At 63.8% G+C, this 18,441-nt stretch carries 19 protein-coding genes; 7 read left to right on the forward strand and 12 right to left on the reverse strand.

The features are described 5' to 3' along the window. Positions 1-50: 50 nt before the first annotated feature. Entirely contained in the window at positions 51-923 is an 873-nt protein-coding gene (gene trxA, locus B3M58_RS07565) for a thioredoxin (protein ID WP_296218050.1), read from the forward strand. A gap of 92 nt (positions 924-1,015) precedes the next feature. Here the strand turns inward: trxA and B3M58_RS07570 are convergent, their stop codons facing one another. Beyond that, complete coding sequence (locus B3M58_RS07570) at positions 1,016-1,354, reverse strand: hypothetical protein (RefSeq protein ID WP_296218051.1); 339 nt, start codon at positions 1,352-1,354, stop codon at positions 1,016-1,018. Positions 1,355-1,480: 126 nt separating this feature from the next. Here B3M58_RS07570 and B3M58_RS07575 point away from each other — a divergent pair, with 126 nt between their 5' ends. The 4 genes from B3M58_RS07575 (at position 1,481) to B3M58_RS07590 (ending at position 4,952) form a co-directional block, all read left to right on the forward strand. Then, on the forward strand, positions 1,481-2,104 hold the full coding sequence (locus B3M58_RS07575; RefSeq protein ID WP_296218052.1) for a DUF2796 domain-containing protein: 624 nt from the start codon (positions 1,481-1,483) through the stop codon (positions 2,102-2,104). A 124-nt stretch (positions 2,105-2,228) separates the two neighbouring features. Then, a complete protein-coding gene (locus B3M58_RS07580; RefSeq protein ID WP_296218053.1) occupies positions 2,229-2,939 on the forward strand; it encodes an ABC transporter ATP-binding protein in 711 nt (236 codons plus the stop codon). A 217-nt stretch (positions 2,940-3,156) separates the two neighbouring features. After that, a complete protein-coding gene (locus B3M58_RS07585) occupies positions 3,157-4,422 on the forward strand; it encodes an ABC transporter permease (protein WP_296218054.1) in 1,266 nt (421 codons plus the stop codon). Between the two features lie 8 nt (positions 4,423-4,430). Continuing rightward, positions 4,431-4,952, forward strand: coding sequence for a DUF3299 domain-containing protein (locus tag B3M58_RS07590; RefSeq protein WP_296218055.1), 522 nt, complete (start codon positions 4,431-4,433; stop codon positions 4,950-4,952). Positions 4,953-5,140: 188 nt separating this feature from the next. Here B3M58_RS07590 and B3M58_RS07595 read toward each other — a convergent pair whose 3' ends face one another. The 6 genes from B3M58_RS07595 to B3M58_RS07620 all read right to left on the reverse strand — a co-directional run bounded on the left by B3M58_RS07595 (position 5,141) and on the right by B3M58_RS07620 (position 10,183). Further along, positions 5,141-6,238: a tetratricopeptide repeat protein gene (locus B3M58_RS07595; protein WP_296218056.1), complete on the reverse strand. Its 1,098-nt coding sequence runs from the start codon at positions 6,236-6,238 to the stop codon at positions 5,141-5,143. A gap of 1 nt (position 6,239) precedes the next feature. Further along, on the reverse strand, positions 6,240-6,923 hold the full coding sequence (locus tag B3M58_RS07600; RefSeq protein WP_296218057.1) for an energy transducer TonB: 684 nt from the start codon (positions 6,921-6,923) through the stop codon (positions 6,240-6,242). Beyond that, the gene (locus B3M58_RS07605) at positions 6,923-7,333 is read right to left on the reverse strand and encodes an ExbD/TolR family protein (RefSeq protein WP_296218058.1); all 411 of its coding nucleotides are present in this window, start codon (positions 7,331-7,333) and stop codon (positions 6,923-6,925) included. Before B3M58_RS07605 ends, B3M58_RS07600 begins: the two co-directional genes overlap by 1 nt. A gap of 192 nt (positions 7,334-7,525) precedes the next feature. Further along, positions 7,526-8,056: a MotA/TolQ/ExbB proton channel family protein gene (locus B3M58_RS07610; RefSeq protein ID WP_414704063.1), complete on the reverse strand. Its 531-nt coding sequence runs from the start codon at positions 8,054-8,056 to the stop codon at positions 7,526-7,528. Positions 8,057-8,066: 10 nt separating this feature from the next. Next, positions 8,067-9,416, reverse strand: a complete 1,350-nt coding sequence (locus tag B3M58_RS07615; RefSeq protein ID WP_296218061.1) for a MotA/TolQ/ExbB proton channel family protein — start codon at positions 9,414-9,416, stop codon at positions 8,067-8,069. After that, the gene (locus tag B3M58_RS07620; protein ID WP_296218062.1) at positions 9,413-10,183 is read right to left on the reverse strand and encodes a DUF3450 domain-containing protein; all 771 of its coding nucleotides are present in this window, start codon (positions 10,181-10,183) and stop codon (positions 9,413-9,415) included. The genes B3M58_RS07615 and B3M58_RS07620 overlap by 4 nt, the downstream gene beginning before the upstream one ends. A 185-nt stretch (positions 10,184-10,368) precedes the next feature. Between B3M58_RS07620 and B3M58_RS07625 the strand changes: the two genes are divergently transcribed. Beyond that, entirely contained in the window at positions 10,369-11,040 is a 672-nt protein-coding gene (locus B3M58_RS07625; RefSeq protein WP_296218063.1) for an OmpW/AlkL family protein, read from the forward strand. Between the two features lie 69 nt (positions 11,041-11,109). Here B3M58_RS07625 and B3M58_RS07630 read toward each other — a convergent pair whose 3' ends face one another. The 4 genes from B3M58_RS07630 to B3M58_RS07645 are packed head-to-tail and all read right to left on the reverse strand — an operon-like array spanning position 11,110 to position 14,840. Next, on the reverse strand, positions 11,110-12,042 hold the full coding sequence (locus tag B3M58_RS07630; protein ID WP_296218065.1) for an NAD-dependent epimerase/dehydratase family protein: 933 nt from the start codon (positions 12,040-12,042) through the stop codon (positions 11,110-11,112). Continuing rightward, the gene (locus B3M58_RS07635; protein ID WP_296218066.1) at positions 12,035-12,919 is read right to left on the reverse strand and encodes a sugar nucleotide-binding protein; all 885 of its coding nucleotides are present in this window, start codon (positions 12,917-12,919) and stop codon (positions 12,035-12,037) included. The genes B3M58_RS07630 and B3M58_RS07635 overlap by 8 nt, the downstream gene beginning before the upstream one ends. A gap of 22 nt (positions 12,920-12,941) precedes the next feature. After that, a complete protein-coding gene (locus B3M58_RS07640) occupies positions 12,942-13,433 on the reverse strand; it encodes a single-stranded DNA-binding protein (RefSeq protein ID WP_296218067.1) in 492 nt (163 codons plus the stop codon). A gap of 18 nt (positions 13,434-13,451) precedes the next feature. Next, positions 13,452-14,840: an MFS transporter gene (locus tag B3M58_RS07645; RefSeq protein WP_296218070.1), complete on the reverse strand. Its 1,389-nt coding sequence runs from the start codon at positions 14,838-14,840 to the stop codon at positions 13,452-13,454. A gap of 133 nt (positions 14,841-14,973) precedes the next feature. Between B3M58_RS07645 and uvrA the strand changes: the two genes are divergently transcribed. After that, positions 14,974-17,808 carry an excinuclease ABC subunit UvrA gene (uvrA, locus tag B3M58_RS07650; RefSeq protein ID WP_296218071.1) on the forward strand — a complete coding sequence of 945 codons (2,835 nt, stop codon included), beginning with the start codon at positions 14,974-14,976 and terminating at the stop codon, positions 17,806-17,808. 92 nt (positions 17,809-17,900) lie between these two features. On the opposite strand, the gene bfr is transcribed toward uvrA, so the two are convergent. Continuing rightward, positions 17,901-18,365: a bacterioferritin gene (bfr, locus tag B3M58_RS07655; protein WP_296218072.1), complete on the reverse strand. Its 465-nt coding sequence runs from the start codon at positions 18,363-18,365 to the stop codon at positions 17,901-17,903. Positions 18,366-18,441: the final 76 nt, after the last annotated feature.

Genomic DNA, 18,441 nt, shown 5'->3' on the forward strand with positions numbered 1-18,441 from the left:
AGGCGCCCACATTTATAGTGCCCATCACCCTTGAGCCAGCGAGACCGACCATGAGCGACTCCCCTTATCTGTTTGATGTAACCGGCGCCGCCCAATTCGAGCAGCTGGTCATCGAGAATTCGTTCCACAAACCGGTGCTGGTGGACTTCTGGGCCGAGTGGTGTGCGCCGTGCAAGGCGCTGATGCCGCTGCTGGCGAAAATCACCGAGGAGTACCGCGGCGAGCTGCTGCTGGCCAAGGTCAACTGCGACCTGGAGCAGGACATCGTCGCGCGCTTTGGCATTCGCAGCCTGCCGACCGTGGTGCTGTTCAAGGATGGCCAGCCGGTCGATGGCTTTGCCGGTGCCCAGCCGGAATCGGCGATCCGCGCCCTGCTCCAGCCGCATGTCGCCGAGCCGCCGGCCGTCCAGGCCGATCCCTTCGACAGTGCCCAGGCGCTGTTCGCCGACGGCCGCATCGCCGACGCCGAAAGCGTGCTCAAGCAACTGCTCAGCGAAAACAGCGAAAACCCCGCCGCCTTGATTCTCTACGCTCGCTGCCTGGCCGAGCGCGACGAGTTGGGCGAAGCTGAGGCGGTACTGGGCGCGGTAAAAGGCGATGAACACAAACAGGCGCTGGCCGGCGCCCGCGCGCAACTGACCTTCCTCCGCCAAGCCGCCGATCTGCCCGACGCCGCCAGCCTGAAGAGCCGCCTGGCGCAGAACGGCGAAGACGATGAGGCCACCTACCAGCTGGCCATTCAGCAACTGGCGCGCCAGCAATACGAACCGGCGCTGGAGGCTCTGCTCACACTGTTCGTGCGCAACCGCAGCTATGCCGACGGCCTGCCGCACAAAACCCTGCTGCAAGTCTTCGACCTGCTCGGCAACGACCACCCGCTGGTCACCGCCTACCGGCGCAAGCTGTACCAGGCGATTTACTGACAACTGCCTGTCGAGCCTCGCGGCTAAAGCCCCTCCGCTTTAGCCGCGACAGATCAGATGATGGCTAACCGGCCCTGCCATGGCAGCACTTGTTACCCGACCCAGTGATAGATCGGCGCATCGACACCGGTTTCCATGCGCACCTGCGCGCAATGACGTAGGCGCACCAACAGGCGCTTGCCTGCCGCCTCTCCGCCGGCCAAACCGGCCAATTGCCCGAGCAATTGTGGCCCCTCGATCTGCCCAGCCTGACGCAACAACTCCAGCGTGGTCTGCCACAGGGCATCGTTGGCCACCGGCGCGGCAGCCGCTACTGGCGTAGCGGGTGCTTCAAGGGTCACGTGCTGAGCCAACTGTGCCCACTCCTGCGCATCCAGTTCAACCGTCAGATCCACCGGCCAGGCACCGATCTGCCCACGAATTCGCACCATTATTCTGCCCTCAACTGATCAGCCGCCATGCTCCCATGTCCGCAGCGGGCCGCCAAGCAAGGCTGGCCATGGCCACCACAAAGTTGTTATAACGTAACACGTAATTATTTCTGCCCGGAGACCGCCATGCGCCGCCTGCTACTTGCCCTGCCGTTTGCCCTGCTACCCCTCGCCACTGGCGCTGCCGCGCACAGCCATGAACACGACCACGCGCATGATCACGCCGAACACGGCAGCCTGGATGCCCACGAGCACGGCGCGGCGCAGCTCAATGTGGTGCTCGACGGCAAGATGCTGCACCTGCAACTGGATAGCCCGGCCATGAACCTGGTGGGCTTCGAGCATGCGGCCAAGAGCGACGCCGACAAAGCCAAGGTCGCTGCTGCGCGCAGCCAGCTGGAACAACCGCAGGCGCTGTTCGGCCTGAATGCGGGCGCCTGCAACATCAGCAAACAAGAGCTGGAAAGCCCGTTGTTCGCCAAGCATGCCGACTCACATGAACATGAACATGAACATGAACATGAACATGAACATGAACATGAACATGAAAAGTCCCATGACAGCGAGCACAGCGATATCCACGCGCACTACAGCCTCGACTGTCAGAAGCCTGAAGAATTGAAACAACTTGACCTCGGCGAACTGTTCAAGCGCTTCCCCACCACCGAGAAAATTCAGGTACAACTGATCGGCCCGAACGGCCAGCAGGGCCTGGAGCTGACGCCCGCCCAGCCGACCCTGAGTTTCTAATCGCCACTTTGCAGAACGTTTGTGGTGGATGACGCTTCATCCATCCACCATTGCAATTTTGTGGTGGATGAAAAGAGCGTCAGCTACGCGCCCCGATCCACCCTACGCGCCAAACGAGTTTTCCATGAGTTCAGCCCTGATCCAACTGTCCAACCTCGGCTTTGCCTGGCCCGGCCAGCCCGAGTTGCTGGACATCGACACCTTCACCCTGCAACGCGGCGCAAGCCTGTTTCTCAAGGGCCCCAGTGGCAGTGGCAAGACCACCCTGCTGGGCTTGCTCGGCGGCGTGCAGAAGCCCAACCGCGGCACGATTCACCTGCTTGAACAGGACCTGAGTACACTCTCGGCCGGCGCCCGCGACCGTTTTCGCGTCGACCACACCGGCTATATCTTCCAGCAGTTCAACCTGCTGCCGTTTCTCTCGGTACGCGAGAACGTCGAACTGCCCTGTCATTTCTCCAAACTGCGCGCCAGCCGTGCGGTGCAGCGCCATGGCAGCGTGGCCAAGGCCACCAGCGCCCTGCTCGCCCACCTGGGCTTGCAACAGGCGGAACTGCTGCAGCGCCGCGCCGGTGATCTGTCGATCGGCCAGCAGCAACGCGTGGCTGCCGCACGGGCACTGATCGGCCAGCCGGAGCTGGTGATCGCCGACGAGCCCACCTCGGCCCTGGATGCCGATGCCCGCGAAGCCTTTCTCGAATTGCTGTTCGCCGAATGCCGCGAAGCCGGCTCCAGCCTGCTGTTCGTCAGCCACGATCAGAGCCTGGCGCGGCTGTTCGACCGCAGCCTGTCGCTGGCCGAACTGAACCGCGCCACACGCCCCGCAGACCATTGAGAAACTACCTACGTTGCCCCTCTTTTAGAAAAGAAAGGGGCGTTAAAAACAGGCTCGAAATGCTCATTTACACCAGTAAACTCCGCTTGACTCGCTTCGCTCGCCCTTCGGGCCAGCCGTTGGCTGTTACTTCGCTGCGCTCGTGTCTCGCCTGTCTTTGCCTTACCTCGGCGGCCTCGCCTACGTTTCTCAACGGCCTGCTCACGGAGATTTAAGGATGTACCTACTGCGTCTCGCCCTGGCCAGCCTGGGCAACCGCCGCTTTACCGCCTGGCTGACGGTATTCGCCATCGCGCTCTCTGTGTGTTTGTTGCTGGCGGTCGAGCGGGTGCGCACCGAGGCTCGCGCCAGCTTCGCCAATACCATCAGCGGCACCGACCTGATCGTCGGCGCGCGCTCGGGCAGCGTGAACCTGCTGCTGTACTCGGTGTTTCGCATCGGCAACGCCACCAACAACATCCGCTGGGACAGCTTCGAGCAGTTCGCCGAACACCGTCAGGTGAAGTGGGCGATTCCAATCTCCCTCGGCGATTCGCACCGCGGCTACCGGGTGATGGGCACCAGCCCGGCGTATTTCCAGCACTACCGCTTCGCGCGCGGCCAGCACCTGCAACTGGCCGAGGGCCGCGCCTTTGCCGACGACCCGTTCGAGGTCACGCTCGGTGCCGAAGTCGCACATGCGCTGGGTTACACACTCGGCGAGGAACTGGTGCTGGCCCATGGCGTGGCCACCATCAGTCTACTCAAACACGACGACAAACCATTCAAGGTGGTCGGCATCCTCGCGCGCACCGGCACCCCAGTGGACCGTACCCTGCATATTTCGCTGGCCGGCATGGAAGCGCTGCATGTCGACTGGCAGAACGGCATGCCGGCGCGCGGTGCCGGCAAGGTCAGCGCCGAGCAAGCGCGCGGCATGGATTTGCAGCCGCGACAGATCACCGCCGTCCTGCTCGGCCTGAACAGCAAGATCGCCACCTTCAGCCTGCAACGAGAGATCAACGAATTCCGTGGCGAGCCGCTGCTGGCGATTCTCCCAGGCGTCGCCTTGCAGGAACTGTGGAGTCTGATGGGCACGGCGGAAAAGGCCCTGTTCGTGGTCTCGCTGTTCGTCGTGCTGACCGGGCTGATCGGCATGCTCACGGCGATTCTCACCAGCCTCAACGAACGTCGACGGGAGATGGCGATCCTGCGCTCGGTCGGCGCCCGCCCCTGGCACATCGCCGGCCTGCTGATTCTCGAGGCTTTCGCCCTGGCCCTGGCCGGCGTCGTGCTCGGCGTCGTGTTGCTGTACCTGGGCATCGCCGGCGCGCAGGGCTTCGTTCAGGCACACTACGGCTTGTACCTGCCACTCAGCCTGCCAACGGCCTATGAGTGGACGCTGCTCGGCGCTATTCTGGGCGCTGCCTTGCTGATGGGCGGCGTGCCCGCCTGGCGGGCCTACCGCCAGTCGCTGGCCGACGGCTTGTCCATTCGTTTATGAGGTTTCACATGCCCCGCCCGCTGCTCGCCGCCCTGCTGTTCGCCTTGGCCACACCGCTGTGGGCCGACGGGGTCCGCGAACTGACCTGGTCCGAACTGGTGCCCGCCGACGCGCCACCGCAAAACGTCGAACCGGCGCCGATCCATGATCTATCGCAACTCGCCGACGCCCTGGCGGAGTCCGGCCCGGCGGCCATGCAGCAATCGCCGGCCGCCCCGGTAGTGACGGCGCTGGACGGCCAGGCGATCAAGCTGCCGGGTTATATCGTGCCGCTGGACGTCACCGACGAAGGCCGTGTCACCGAATTCCTCCTGGTGCCGTATTTCGGCGCCTGCATCCACGTACCGCCACCGCCGTCGAACCAGATCGTGCACGTCACCAGCGAGCTGGGCGTGCTGCTCGATGCGCTGTACCAGCCGTTCTGGATCGAAGGCCCGCTGAAGGTCGAGCAGAGCAGCAGTGAGTTGGCCGAGGCCGGCTACCAGATGCAAGCCGAGAAGATCTACGCCTACGAACTGCCGGACAGCTGAGCACCTTGACCGATAGGGGTGGGTTAGCGGCGCGGTACGCCGGCCCGATCATGCCGCGGCGCGTAACCCACCAAGCGATCGACCGCGTTGCGCCAATGGTGGGTTACGCCGCGTCCCCGGTGGCGTGATGCCGGGTAATGGCTGCATGCGGCTAACCCACCCTACGCATTTGTGACTCTTTACTCACCCTAGCGCGTGCTGGCCACGCGCTTTTCCCGCTGGTAGCGCAGCTCGCTTTCCGCCCAGTTACGCCAGGCGCGCACCTTGCTGCGTTCGGCACCGGCGCGCTCGGCCTTGGCCAAGGCATCGAGGCCAGCTTCCCAGCGCGCCTGTTCCAGCTCCAGTTGCGCCAGGTTCAACCAATGTTTGGCACTGCCGGAGCGCGCCGCCAGCTCGCGGAAGATCCGCGCCGCCGCCGTGCGCTCGCGTGCCTGCCACCAGAGCAGGCCGAGGCGCTCTTCGCGGCCTGCGGTGCGCGGCAGCAAGCCCTGTTCGAGCAGGCCGCTGAGCAGCTTGGCACCCTGCCACGGCTGATCGGCCGCGCCCGCCAGCAACACCAGATTGTCCAGTTCGCTTTCGTTGAAGCGCAGGCCTTTGCTGTGCGCGGTACGCAGGGTGGCCAAGGCTTTGTCGTGGCCACCCGTCATCTGTTGCAACGCGGCCAGCTGGCGCCAGTGCTGCGCGCGATTGGGCTGGCGCAGCAGCAACTGGCGCTGCCAGCGTTCGGCCGCCGAATAACGCTTGAGATCGGCGTTGACCGCCACCAGAAACTGCAACCAACTGTCCGCGGCATTTGGATTGGCCTGCACATAACGCTCGGCCAACGGCAGCGCCTTGGCGGGCTGGCCCAAACCTTGATAGGCCTGCACCAGCATGTGCAGCACCTCTTCATTTGCGCTGGCCTGATTGCCAGCGAGCAAGGCGACAACCCGGGCGTAACGCTGCTCGACCAGGTTGAGCTTGGCCAGGTTCAGCGTTTCAGTGGCCTGCAATTCGGCATCGAGCTTGCCGCTCTGAACCGCCTTGTCGAAAAACTCGATGGCCGTGGCATTCTGCCCCTCGGCCCAGGCCAGGTAACCGCGACTGCGCCACAACAGGGTTTCTTCCAGGCTGCCGGGGCTGGCCGTGGCGGCGTCCAGCGCGCGCCGGGCAGCGGCGTAATCACCCTGCTGCTGGGCGCTTTGTGCACTGTTCAGGGCGCGGAACACACCCGGCTCGACGGTTTGCCCGGCAGCCTGGACAGCGCCAGCCGTGCAGAGAATCCATATCAGCAACAGACGCTGCATCTCAGCGACCTCCCTCAAGACGGAAGTACAGGGTCTTCACCGCTTCCCGCGCCACGGCCAAGCCGCCCTCGGTACGCGGAGCGAAACGCCAGCGCACGGCGGCGCGGCGCGCTTCGCGCTCGAAGACGTTCTGCGGGCTGGCCTCCAGCACGCGCACGTTTTCCACGGCGCCGGCACGGTTGATGGTGAAGGCCAATTTGACGTGCCCCTGAATCCCGCGCTGCAACGCGTAACGCGGGTATTCCGGGCTGACATCGTTAAGCGGCATCACTTCGCTTTCCGGGCCGCCGGGCTGACCGCCCGCTGGTGCCGGGCTCGCCGCGCTCGGTGCTGCGGCCCCGGCGCTCAAGCCACTCAGGCTCGGGGTTGGCGCACTGTTGACGCTAATGCCGCTGCTCAGGCTAGGCAGGGGCAGGTCCAATGCCGGCAGGTTGGCGCTCGGCGTGGCCGCGACCGGCGTCGGTGGCGTCGGCGTTTGCGGAGTTTGCGGCTGGGGTGGCTGCGGCGCTTGCTGACGGGTACGGGTCGCGGCGTTGCTCGACTCGCCATCGAGGCGTACGAAGTTGGCCACCGTGACCGGTTCATCGGACGGCTGGCTACGCGGCGGCGCGACCATGTAGAGCATCAACGCGAACAGCGCCAGGGCCATCAGGCAGGCGCCGAGAAAAGACAGCGGCACGCGCATCAAAGCGCTCCCGCGGTGGCCGCCAGCGCCACATCCTGTACACCCGCCAGGCGCGCCTGGTCCATCACCTGCACCACCAGACCGGTGCGCGCATCCTGATCGGCCTGCACCACCACAGCGCCCTCCGGTTGGTCGACGCGCATGCGCTCGACGTGCGCACGCACGCTGCGCACATCAACGACTTTCTTGTCCATCCACACCTGCCCGTCGGCGGTGATGGCGATCAGGATGTTGCCTTTGTCCTGCGGGCTGGCGGTTTCCGCCTGCGGGCGCTGCACGTCGACACCGGCTTCTTTGATAAAGGAGCTGGTGACGATAAAGAAGATCAGCATGATAAAAACCACGTCGAGCATTGGCGTCAGGTCGATGCCGGTGTCTTCGTCTTGCTGGTGGTGACGGCGCATTCTCATGTTTTGCAGTCTCGGAGCTTGTGAAAATATTGAGCGTCGTCGCGAGGGCGACTCCAGGCGTTCGCGGCAAGGCGCGCTAGTTGAAAAACGGGGGAGCTTAGTGAGCTAAATGACCCCGCGTTTCAATTAACACAACGCCGCTGCGGGCGTTTGGAGGCGGCCGCAGCAGACGGGCAGTGTTTTCACAAGCTCTCACTCGTGACGCAGCTGGTCGGCCAGCCGCTCGATGGCCTGACGGGCGTCGCGTTCAAGGCGCGCCAGGCTGAACAATCCAGTAATCGCCAGCACCATGCCGGCCATGGTCGGCAAGGTTGCCTGCCAAACACCGGCCGCCATGCCGCGCGGATTGCCGGTGCCGTTGATGGCCAGCACATCGAACACCGCGACCATGCCGCTGACGGTGCCCAACAGCCCCAGCAGCGGACACATCGCCACCAGGGTTTTGCTCAGGCGCAACGGCCCGAGCAGGTGTTGCTGCGCCTGCGCCAGCCAGGCACTGCGCACCGCGCGCTGCCAGCTGCCGCTGTCGTCTCGAAGCACCTGCTGCCAAGCCAGGCGCCGCTCGCCAACCCACAGCGGGAAAACCTTGCGCATGTACCAGAAACGCTCGAACACCAGCGTCCAGAACACCACGCAGAGCCCGGCCAGCGCCCACATCACCATGCCACCGGCGCTCATGAAGTCGAGCAGCGCGTGGCTGCTGTCAACCAGGCGCAGCCACATGCCGAGCAGCTCAGTCACGACGCGGCGCCCCGGACAGGTGCAGGGCGATCAGCCCGGCGCTTTGCTGTTCGAGCAACTGGATCAAGCCCTTGCTGCGGCTGGCCAGCAAGGTGTGCAGGAACAGCAGCGGAATGGCCACGACCAAACCTTGCACAGTGGTCACCAGCGCTTGCGAGATGCCATCGGCCATCAGCCGCGAATCGCCGCCACCGCCCTGGGTGATGGCCTGGAAAGTGACGATCATGCCGGTCACGGTGCCGAGCAAGCCGAGCAGCGGGGCCACGGCGCAGAGCAGTTTGAGCAGACCCTGGCCTTTTTCCAGCGGCGGGGTTTCCTGCAGGATCGCCTCGTCGAGCTTCAGCTCCAGGGTTTCCAGGTCCGACAGCTGCGGCTTCGGCCCCAGCACGCCAATGATCCGCCCCAGCGGGTTGTCGCCACGCGGCGCACTGAGGTCATGCATCTGCGCATTCACACCCTTGGCCACGCGGGCCAAATACACCATCCGCCAGATGGCCAGGAGCAGACCGAAGACACCCAGGGTGACGATCACCCAACCGACCAGGCCGCCTTGCTGCAGGCGATCCCAGAAGCTCGGCTGGCGCTGCAATTGCGCCAGCAAGGTACCGCGGCTCGGGTCGATCGGCAGACGGGCGAGCGCTTCACTGCTCGCCAGAAAATCCTCAACCCGACCCAGACCGGACGGTTGAATGGCCGGCGCCAGCAGCTCGCCGGCATCGGCGTCGTAGCGCAGGAAGGCTGTCGGGCTGAACGCCGAGAACGCGCCGACACGCAGCACGGGCTGGGTCGAGCGGGTGCCATCGGCCGCCACCACCGGCAACTCGACCTGCTCGACCCGGCCGCTGGCGGCGAGGTCTTCGAGCAGCAGCATCCAGTAACCGTCGAGGTCCGCCGCAGAAGGCAAGGCACGGCTTTCGGCGAGGGCCTTGAGGCGCTGCAAGCGCTCGGGGTATTGCGCGTTGAGCAGGCTGTCCTGCCATTGCCCGGCCACGTCGCCGGCACTCTGGCGCACCACGCCGAACAGCTCGCCGAGATGCCCGACGCGCTGGGCGAGAAGTTTTTCCTGCTCGGCCAAGGCCGCTTCCTGACGGTCGAACTCGGCCTTCAGGCGCTCGGCTTCGGCTTTCTGGGTGGCCAATGCGGCCTGGGCACCGGCGAGCAATTGCGCACGCTCGCTACGCTCGGCGACGAACGCCTGCTCACGCGCCTGCATGGCCGTGACTTCGGCGGCGCGGTCGCTGCGAATGCGCTGTAACAGTTGATCCGGGGTCAGCGGCTCGGCAGCGCTCGCGGCGGCCGAGAACAAACTGAGGGTGAGTACCGCGAGAAAACGACGGTTCATTGGGCAGTCTCCTGGGACAGCGTTTGCACCGGGAGGTCGAGCAGTGCGGGTGCCTGCTCCTGACGGGCGATGGCGATGGCTTGGTGCAAGGGACGTCGAGCACTGCCGTCGAGCACCTGCCAGCTGCGACTCTGCGGGCTCCACCAGCCGCTTTCGTGGCCATCGAGGGTCTGGTAGTAGAGCATGCTGCGGCCCAGGCGCAGGAATTCGACACTGCGCGAACCGCCGTCGACCGGCAGCTCGCCGCGCCAGGCCTCAAGGGTGCGGCCGTAATCACTCTCGACCTGATACGCCTCGAGGATGCGCCGGTATTTTTCCGCCAGGCTGACATCCGCACGCGGCAGCAAATCCTGCAACTGCGCCAGCCGATCACTGCGCTCATCCGGCAGGAACGGCAGGTCGGCAGCGATGAACTCACCCAGCACTTCGACCATCTGACGCATCTGCGGGGTCACCGCTTCCTGGGTACGCTCAATGCCATCCAGTTGCGCTTGGTAACCGGCCAGCTCGGTACGCTGGGCAGCCACCAATTCACGCAACTGTTCGTTATAACCTTTCAATGCATCAGCCTGCTGCAAAGCATTGCGGTACTCGGTGAGCATCTCGCGGCTGGCATCATCGAGCTGCTCGATGCGCGCTTGCGAAGCCTTGGCCTCGGCAGCCAGGCGCTGGCTTTCGTCCAGCGCGGCATCCAGGGGCGCCGCCACCAGTGGCGCACTGGCCACCAGCAAGGCGGCAGCAAGCGAACGAAGGGGATACGGGTTCATGCGGGAAAAGTCCTCGAGCGACGGGCACATTTCAAAAAGAGAAACATTATCATCTGCAACCGCATCTAAAGGCAACGGCGAAAAGCCCGCGCAGACCATTCACCGCTCTATTGAGCTGGATCAACCAGGTATTTGCTCGATCTCCTACCCTAGCGCCCATCTCAGATGACTCGCTGGAGTTCGTTATGCACAAGCCGCTGCTCACCGCCTCGCTAATCGCCCTGGCCCTCGCCGCCCCGGTGGCCCACGCCCACCGCGCCGGTGACCTTATCCTCCGCGCTGGCGCGGCGACCGTGGACCCGCGCGAAGACAGCTCCAGCCTGTCGATCGCCGGCAGCCGCGTTGGCGCAACCCAGGCCACCTTGGACAGCGACACGCAACTGGGCCTGACTGGCACCTACATGCTGACCGACTATATTGGCGTGGAACTGGTCGCTGCCAGTCCCTTCAAACACCAGGTCGGGATCAAGGGACTGGGCGCACTGGACGGCAAGCTGGCAGATATCAAACACCTGCCGCCGACGCTCAACCTGCAGTACTACCCACTGGATGCCGACTCCGCCTTCCAGCCGTACGTCGGCGCCGGCCTCAACTACACCCTGTTCTTCGACGAAAGCCTGAGCGCACAACGCCGGGAGCAGGGCTTCAGCAATCTGGAGCTGGACGACTCCTGGGGCCTGGCTCTGGAAGCGGGCATGGACTACATGCTCAGCGACACGCTGCTGCTCAATGCCGCCGTCTGGTACATGGACATCGACACCACTGCCCGCACCGACCTGGCCGGCGCTGGCAAGGTCAAAGTCGACCTGGACATCGACCCGTGGGTGTATATGGTCGGCCTCGGTTACAAATTCTGAGCCGTAGCCGCACGCAGAAAAAAGTAGGCAATAGATGCCGGCTTTTTTCTGCGTCGCGTCAAGCGTTCGTCAGGCCAACCCCAGCAAGCGCTGCAAGCCCTCACGAATCGGCGTGGGCGCGGGCAATGAGTAACCAGCGCGCAAGCGCTGGTTGTCCGCCCGCGAGTGACGGATATCGCCAGGTCGCGGCGGCAGGTAAGTCACGGCAGGCAAACCACCGAACAGGCTGCCGATTTCGCTCAGCAACTGATTCAGGCTGGTGGCTTGGCTCCAGCCAACATTCAGTGCACCGGCCGCCACCTGCGGCGCAAACAATGCTTGCAGCAGCACCTGCACCAGGTCGGCGATATAGAAGAAATCGCGGGTCTGCTCGCCGTCTCCGAATACGCTGATCGGCAACCCCTGCTGCGCACGCTGGGTGAAGATGCTGATCACCCCGGAATACGGCGAAGACGGATCTTGGCGCGGGCCGAAGATATTGAAGAAACGAAAGATCACCGGCGTGAGGCCATGCTGGCGGCGATAGAAATCCAGGTAGTGCTCGCTGGCCAGTTTGTCCGTGGCGTAGGGGGTCAGCGGCGCCTTGGGCGTGTCCTCATTGATCGCCAAACCCTCGCCATTGTTGCCGTAGACCGCCGCGCTGGAGGCGAACAGCACGCGCGTGACGCCATGCAGACGCATGGCTTCGCAGACGTTGAGGGTGCCGATGAAATTACTCTGGTGGGTACTCACCGGGTCATCGACCGAGGCCTGTACCGAGGCCACAGCCGCCAGGTGCACCACCGCACTGCAGCCGGCCACGGCCTGCTCGACCAACCCGGCGTCGGCGACATCGCCCTCGATAAAGCACAGCTGCGGGTTATCCAGCGGCAAGTTGGCGCGCTTGCCCATCGACAGGTTGTCCAGCACCCGCACCGCATGGCCTTGCGCCAATAACGCATCGACCAGGTGCGAACCGATAAAGCCGGCGCCGCCGGTGACCAGAACAGGGGCGTCAGACATGGCGATAGTAGCGATCCAGTAGGCTCGGCAGACCGGCGCGCCAGGCACGCGGCTTGATACCGAAGGTGTGGAGGATTTTCTTGCAGGCGAGTACCGCGTGCTGCGGTTCGTCGGCCGCGTCCGGACGCACGGCATGCGCCTGGGCGACGAGCTCTTCAACCAGATTGCTGCGGAAGTTGCGCGCCTCGCTCAACACCGCCTGGCCGAGCGCCAGCGAGGTGGTCGCCTCGTGACCGCCGTAGTGGTAGGTGCCCCACAACGGCGTCTGGCAATCGAGTTGTTTGAGCACGGCGAGAATCACCCGGGCCGCATCGTCGACCGGGGTCGGATTGCCGCGCCGATCATCGGCGAGCGACATGCTTTCGTCGCGCTCGGCTCGACTGAGAAAGCGCCCCAGCAAACCCTCGGGGCTGTCATCCAGCAACCAGCCAAAACGCAGCAGCACATGCCGCGGACAGGTCGCCCGTACCCGCTGTTCCAGTCGCCACAAGGCCTGGCCACGGGCACCCAACGGCACCGGCTCTTCCTTTTCGCTGTAGGCAGTGGCGCGCGAGCCGTCGAAGACGCGGTAGCTCGACGGTTGCAGCAGACGAATATCGTGGTGCTGGCAGAGCTCGGCCAACCGCTCGATCGCCCGCTCTTGTGAGGCAAAGCGCGCCTCGCCGACGTCTTCAGCCTGGAACCAGTCGAAGTAATAGGCGAGGTTGATCAACGCATCGGGGCGGGTGTCGTCGAGCAACTGAGTCAGGCTGGCGGCATCCCAGCCCGACTCCGGCGGTTTCGGTGCGAGAAAACCAATATCTTCCTCGGCGCCAAGACGAATCAGCGCCTGCCCCAAGGCATTGCCGCCACCCAGCAGCATCAGGCGCATACGCATGATTGAACGCCGACTCAGGTGATCAGAATGGAATATCGTCGTCGAAGCTGTCGAAGTCCTGCGCAGGTTGCGCCTGTTGCTGCGGTGCCTGACGCGGCGCTTGCTGTTGCGGCTCGCGCTGCGGTGCCGGGCGCTGCTGACGCGGTGCGGAATCGCCACCGGCGTTGTCTGGACGGCCACCGAGCAGCTGCATGGTGCCCTGCATGTCGACAATGATTTCGGTGGTGTATCGTTTGATGCCGTCTTTTTCCCACTCGCGGGTTTGCAGCTTGCCTTCGATATACACCTGCGACCCCTTGCGCAGGTACTCACCGGCAATTTCGGCAACCTTGCCGAACAACGAGACGCGGTGCCATTCGGTTTTCTCGACCTTCTGGCCAGTCTGCTTGTCAGTCCACTGCTCGCTGGTAGCCAGGCTCAGGTTGGTCACCGCATTACCGCTTGGCAGGTAACGGGTTTCCGGATCCTGTCCGCAGGTACCGACCAGAATGACTTTGTTAACCCCACGGGCCATAAACGTTCTCCTAGGCTTTCAGCACGTCGCCGGCGCCGATTCGATCAGGCGCTCAAGGGACATGCGATCCAATTGTTGGGTATCTACTTTGATATAGATGGCAGCCTCGTCAGCCACCACCACGGCATCCGCCACTCCCGGCACTGCCTGTAAACGCTCGGCCAGCCCCACTTCTTGCAATGCCGCAGCTGAAAGCGGCAGGCGCAGGCTGGTGACATAAGGCGGTTCACGCATAGTAACAGCAAAGACCAGCCAAAGAAGAGCCAGCGCCGCACAACCGAGGAACACCCCCGACAAGCTGTAATGCTGATACAGCCAGCCACCGAGAATGCCGCCCAATGCCGCGCCGAGGAACTGACTGGTGGAGTACACGCCCATCGCCGTGCCTTTGCCGCCAGCCGGTGCGACCTTGCTGATCAGCGACGGCAGCGAGGCCTCCAGCAGGTTGAACGCGGTGAAAAACACCACGGTGCCGAGCACCAGCGCGCGCAGGTTATCGCCAAAGGCCCAGAAAAACACTTCACAGCCCAGCAGCACGGTCACCGCACCGAGCAACACATGCTTCATCCGACGTTTTTTCTCGCCATAGATGATGAACGGCAGCATGCCGAAGAAGCCCACCAGCAAGGCGGTCAGGTAGACCCACCAGTGCTCTTCCTTAGGCAGGCCGCCCTCCTCGACCAGGGCCAACGGCAGGGCGATAAAGCTGGCCATGAGGATCGCATGCAACACCAGGATGCCGAGGTCCAGACGCAGCAAATCGGCATGCTTGAGTGTCGGCAGCAACGCCTGTCTGGCCACCCCGGATTCGCGGTGCTGCAGCGGCCCGGCTGACCCCGGTACCACCCCGGCGACGATCACGATCCCCAGCAGCGCCATGGCGGCGGTGGCGAGAAACAGGCCGGACAAGCCAAAGGCACGGGTCAGCAACGGCCCGACCACCATGGCCACGGCAAACGACAGGCCGATGCTCATGCCGATCATGGCCATGGCCTTGGTGCGGTGCTGCTCGCGAGTCAGATCCGAGAGCAACGCCATCACCGCCGCGGAAATCGCTCCAGCTCCCTGCAACACACGCCCGGCGATCACGCCCCAAATCGAGTCGGCATTGGCCGCCAGCAGGCTGCCGGCGGCGAAGATCAGCAAGCCGACATAGATCACCGGCCGCCGGCCGATACGGTCACTGAGCATGCCAAAGGGGATTTGCAGAAACGCCTGGGTCAGGCCGTAGGCGCCAATGGCCAGGCCGATCAAGGCCGGCGTACTGCCTTGCAGCTCCATGCCATAGGTCGCCAATACCGGCAAAACCATAAACATACCGAGCATACGGAATGCGAACACCAGCGCCAGGCCACCGGCCGCGCGGGTTTCACCGCCACTCATGCGCTCGCTGTGCGGATCGTGCATTGCATAGGCCCTATTCAAACAAGCCGGCGATTCTAGCAGTCATCCCGCCTGTGGCACAGGAGCGCACTTTGCCGCAGGGTGCCGGCGGGCCGTATACTCGCGGGTTTCCGCCCGCCATGCGAGGCCGCTGTTTGTGGACAAGATTCTGATCCGTGGGGCACGTACCCACAACCTGAAAAACATCGACCTTACCCTGCCGCGCGACAAGCTGATTGTGATCACCGGCCTGTCCGGTTCCGGCAAATCGTCGCTGGCCTTCGATACCCTGTATGCCGAAGGCCAGCGCCGTTACGTCGAATCGCTATCGGCCTACGCCCGGCAGTTCCTGTCGATGATGGAAAAGCCCGATGTCGACACCATCGAAGGCCTGTCGCCGGCGATCTCCATCGAGCAGAAATCCACCTCGCACAACCCGCGCTCGACCGTCGGCACCATCACCGAGATCTACGATTACCTGCGCCTGCTCTACGCCCGCGCCGGTATTCCGCGCTGCCCGGACCACGATCTACCGCTGGAAGCGCAGACAGTCAGTCAGATGGTCGATCAGGTACTGGCATTGCCCGAAGGCAGCAAGCTGATGCTACTGGCGCCGGTGATTCGCGAGCGCAAAGGCGAACACCTGGCGATCTTCGACGAGCTACGCGCCCAGGGTTTCGTCCGCGTACGGGTTAACGGCAAGATTTACGAGCTGGACGAACTGCCAAAACTCGACAAGCAGAAGAAGCACAGCATCGATGCCGTGGTCGACCGCTTCAAGGCGCGCGGCGATCTGCAGCAGCGCCTGGCCGAATCCTTCGAGACCGCCCTCAAGCTGGCCGACGGCCTGGCCCTGATCGCGCCAATGGAAGGCGAGGAAGGCGAAGAGATCATCTTCTCCGCGCGCTTCGCCTGCCCGGTCTGCGGCCACTCGATCAGCGAACTGGAACCCAAGCTGTTCTCCTTCAACAACCCGGCCGGTGCCTGTCCGACCTGCGACGGCCTTGGGGTCAAGCAGTTCTTCGATACCAAGCGCCTGGTCAATGGCGAGTTGACCCTGGCCGAAGGTGCAATCCGCGGCTGGGACCGGCGTAACGTCTATTACTTCCAGATGCTCGGCTCCTTGGCCGCGCATTACGGCTTCAGCCTGGAAGTGCCGTTCGACGACCTCAGCGCCGAACAGCAGAAGTGCATCCTGTTCGGCAGCGGCACGCAGAACGTCGATTTCAAGTACCTCAACGACCGTGGCGATATCGTCAAGCGCTCGCACCCCTTCGAGGGCATCGTGCCCAACCTGGAGCGGCGCTACCGCGAAACCGAATCCACCAGCGTGCGCGAGGAGCTGGCCAAGTTTCTCAGCACCCAGGCCTGCCAGGATTGCCGCGGCACCCGCCTGCGCCGTGAAGCGCGGCATGTGTGGGTGGGCGAGAAGACCCTGCCGGCCGTCAGCGGCATGCCGATTGGCGATGCCACCGAGTATTTCGGCAGCCTGGCACTACCCGGCCGCCGCGGTGAGATCGCCGAGAAGATCCTCAAGGAAATCCGCGAACGCCTGCAGTTTCTGGTCAACGTCGGCCTCGACTACCTGACCCTCGACCGCAGCGCCGACACCCTGTCCGGCGGTGAGGCGCAGCGTATCCGCCTGGCCAGCCAGATCGGTGCCGGCCTGGTCGGGGTCATGTATATCCTCGACGAGCCGTCGATCGGCCTGCACCAACGCGACAACGAGCGCCTGCTCGGTACCCTGCGCCACCTGCGCGACATCGGCAACACCGTGATCGTGGTCGAGCATGACGAAGACGCCATCCGCATGGCCGACTACGTGGTCGATATCGGCCCCGGTGCCGGGGTGCATGGCGGGCAGATCGTTGCCCAGGGTACCGCCGCCGAAGTCATGGCCCACCCCGATTCACTGACCGGTAAATACCTGTCCGGGCGCGTGAAGATCGCCGTACCGGCCAAGCGCACGCCCCGCGACAAGAAGCTCTCGCTGAAGATCAAGGGGGCGCGCGGCAACAACCTGCGCAACGTCGACCTGGATATTCCGATTGGCTTGCTCACCTGTGTCACCGGCGTGTCCGGCTCGGGCAAATCGACGCTGATCAACAACACCCTGTTCCCGCTCAGCGCCACCGCACTGAACGGCGCGACCACCCTGGAAGCCGCCGCCCACGACAGCTGTGACGGCCTGCAACACCTGGACAAGGTGGTCGACATCGACCAGAGCCCGATCGGCCGCACCCCGCGCTCCAACCCCGCGACCTACACCGGGCTGTTCACGCCGATCCGCGAACTGTTCGCCGGCGTGCCGGAATCGCGCTCGCGCGGTTACGGCCCGGGGCGCTTCAGCTTCAACGTCAAGGGCGGGCGCTGCGAAGCCTGCCAGGGCGACGGTCTGATCAAGGTGGAAATGCACTTTTTGCCGGACATCTACGTGCCCTGCGATGTGTGCAAGAGCAAGCGCTACAACCGCGAAACCTTGGAAGTGAAATACAAGGGCAAGAGCATCACCGAAGTGCTCGACATGACCATCGAGGAAGCGCGGCTGTTCTTCGATGCCGTGCCGGCCCTGGCGCGCAAGCTGCAAACGCTGATGGACGTCGGCCTGTCCTATATCAAGCTGGGACAGAGTGCGACCACCCTGTCCGGCGGCGAGGCGCAGCGCGTCAAGCTGAGCCGCGAGCTGAGCAAGCGCGATACCGGCAAGACCTTGTATATCCTCGACGAGCCGACCACCGGCCTGCACTTCGCCGATATCCAGCAACTGCTCGACGTGCTGCACCGCCTGCGCGACCACGGCAACACCGTGGTGGTGATCGAGCACAACCTGGACGTGATCAAGACCGCCGACTGGCTGGTCGACCTCGGTCCGGAAGGCGGCTCCAAAGGTGGCCAAATCATCGCCGTCGGCACGCCGGAAGAAGTCGCCGAAATGCCGCAATCGCACACCGGCTACTTCCTCAAACCCCTGCTGGAACGCGACCGTGCATAGGCCCGCTGAACGCTCCTGTAACAACTAGCCCAGGCAAACGCCGCCCAACAAAAAGCCCCGAGAAGTCGGGGCTTTTTGTTGCATGGTCTCACTTACATCTGCGTCTGCAGGTAATTCTCCAAGCCCATCTTGGCGATCAAGCCGAGTTGGATTTCCAGCCAATAGGCATGGTCTTCTTCGGTGTCCTTCAGCTGCACCAAGAGCATGTCGCGGCTCTGATAGTCCTGGTGTCGCTCGCACAACTCGATGCCTTTACGCAGCGCCTCACGCACCTGATATTCCAGGGCAAGATCGAGCTTGAGCATCTCGGGCACGGTCTGACCGAAGACGAAGGTGTCCGGCAGCATATCGGGCGAGCCTTCGAGAAACAGAATGCGCTTCAGAATCGCATCCGCGTGCTGCGTCTCTTCTTCCATTTCATGGTTGATCCGCTCGTAGAGCTTGCTGAAACCCCAATCCTCGTACAGCCGTGAGTGCACGAAATACTGATCGCGCGCGGCCAGCTCGCCCTTGAGCAGCTGCTTGAGGTAGTCGATGACTTCGATATGGCCTTTCATGCCTGGAACCCTGCAACATTCTGTGGAATAAACCGAATGCTCGGCGCCTCACCCCTCCGGGTCAAGCAAAAAGCGC

Source organism: Pseudomonas sp. UBA2684 (assembly GCA_002354655.1).
Classification (GTDB): domain Bacteria; phylum Pseudomonadota; class Gammaproteobacteria; order Pseudomonadales; family Pseudomonadaceae; genus Aquipseudomonas.

Coding starts and splice junctions, on each gene's coding strand:
- B3M58_RS07615 (WP_296218061.1), bottom strand. CDS start 9,416: ATGAACCGTCGTTTTCTCGCGGTACTCACCCTCAGTTTGTTCTCGGCC.
- B3M58_RS07585 (WP_296218054.1), top strand. CDS start 3,157: ATGTACCTACTGCGTCTCGCCCTGGCCAGCCTGGGCAACCGCCGCTTT.
- B3M58_RS07620 (WP_296218062.1), bottom strand. CDS start 10,183: ATGAACCCGTATCCCCTTCGTTCGCTTGCTGCCGCCTTGCTGGTGGCC.
- trxA (WP_296218050.1), top strand. CDS start 51: ATGAGCGACTCCCCTTATCTGTTTGATGTAACCGGCGCCGCCCAATTC.
- B3M58_RS07640 (WP_296218067.1), bottom strand. CDS start 13,433: ATGGCCCGTGGGGTTAACAAAGTCATTCTGGTCGGTACCTGCGGACAG.
- B3M58_RS07600 (WP_296218057.1), bottom strand. CDS start 6,923: ATGCGCGTGCCGCTGTCTTTTCTCGGCGCCTGCCTGATGGCCCTGGCG.
- B3M58_RS07575 (WP_296218052.1), top strand. CDS start 1,481: ATGCGCCGCCTGCTACTTGCCCTGCCGTTTGCCCTGCTACCCCTCGCC.
- B3M58_RS07630 (WP_296218065.1), bottom strand. CDS start 12,042: ATGTCTGACGCCCCTGTTCTGGTCACCGGCGGCGCCGGCTTTATCGGT.
- B3M58_RS07610 (WP_414704063.1), bottom strand. CDS start 8,056: ATGTGGCTGCGCCTGGTTGACAGCAGCCACGCGCTGCTCGACTTCATG.
- B3M58_RS07580 (WP_296218053.1), top strand. CDS start 2,229: ATGAGTTCAGCCCTGATCCAACTGTCCAACCTCGGCTTTGCCTGGCCC.
- B3M58_RS07645 (WP_296218070.1), bottom strand. CDS start 14,840: ATGCACGATCCGCACAGCGAGCGCATGAGTGGCGGTGAAACCCGCGCG.
- B3M58_RS07605 (WP_296218058.1), bottom strand. CDS start 7,333: ATGAGAATGCGCCGTCACCACCAGCAAGACGAAGACACCGGCATCGAC.
- bfr (WP_296218072.1), bottom strand. CDS start 18,365: ATGAAAGGCCATATCGAAGTCATCGACTACCTCAAGCAGCTGCTCAAG.
- B3M58_RS07590 (WP_296218055.1), top strand. CDS start 4,431: ATGCCCCGCCCGCTGCTCGCCGCCCTGCTGTTCGCCTTGGCCACACCG.
- B3M58_RS07625 (WP_296218063.1), top strand. CDS start 10,369: ATGCACAAGCCGCTGCTCACCGCCTCGCTAATCGCCCTGGCCCTCGCC.
- B3M58_RS07635 (WP_296218066.1), bottom strand. CDS start 12,919: ATGCGTATGCGCCTGATGCTGCTGGGTGGCGGCAATGCCTTGGGGCAG.
- B3M58_RS07595 (WP_296218056.1), bottom strand. CDS start 6,238: ATGCAGCGTCTGTTGCTGATATGGATTCTCTGCACGGCTGGCGCTGTC.
- B3M58_RS07570 (WP_296218051.1), bottom strand. CDS start 1,354: ATGGTGCGAATTCGTGGGCAGATCGGTGCCTGGCCGGTGGATCTGACG.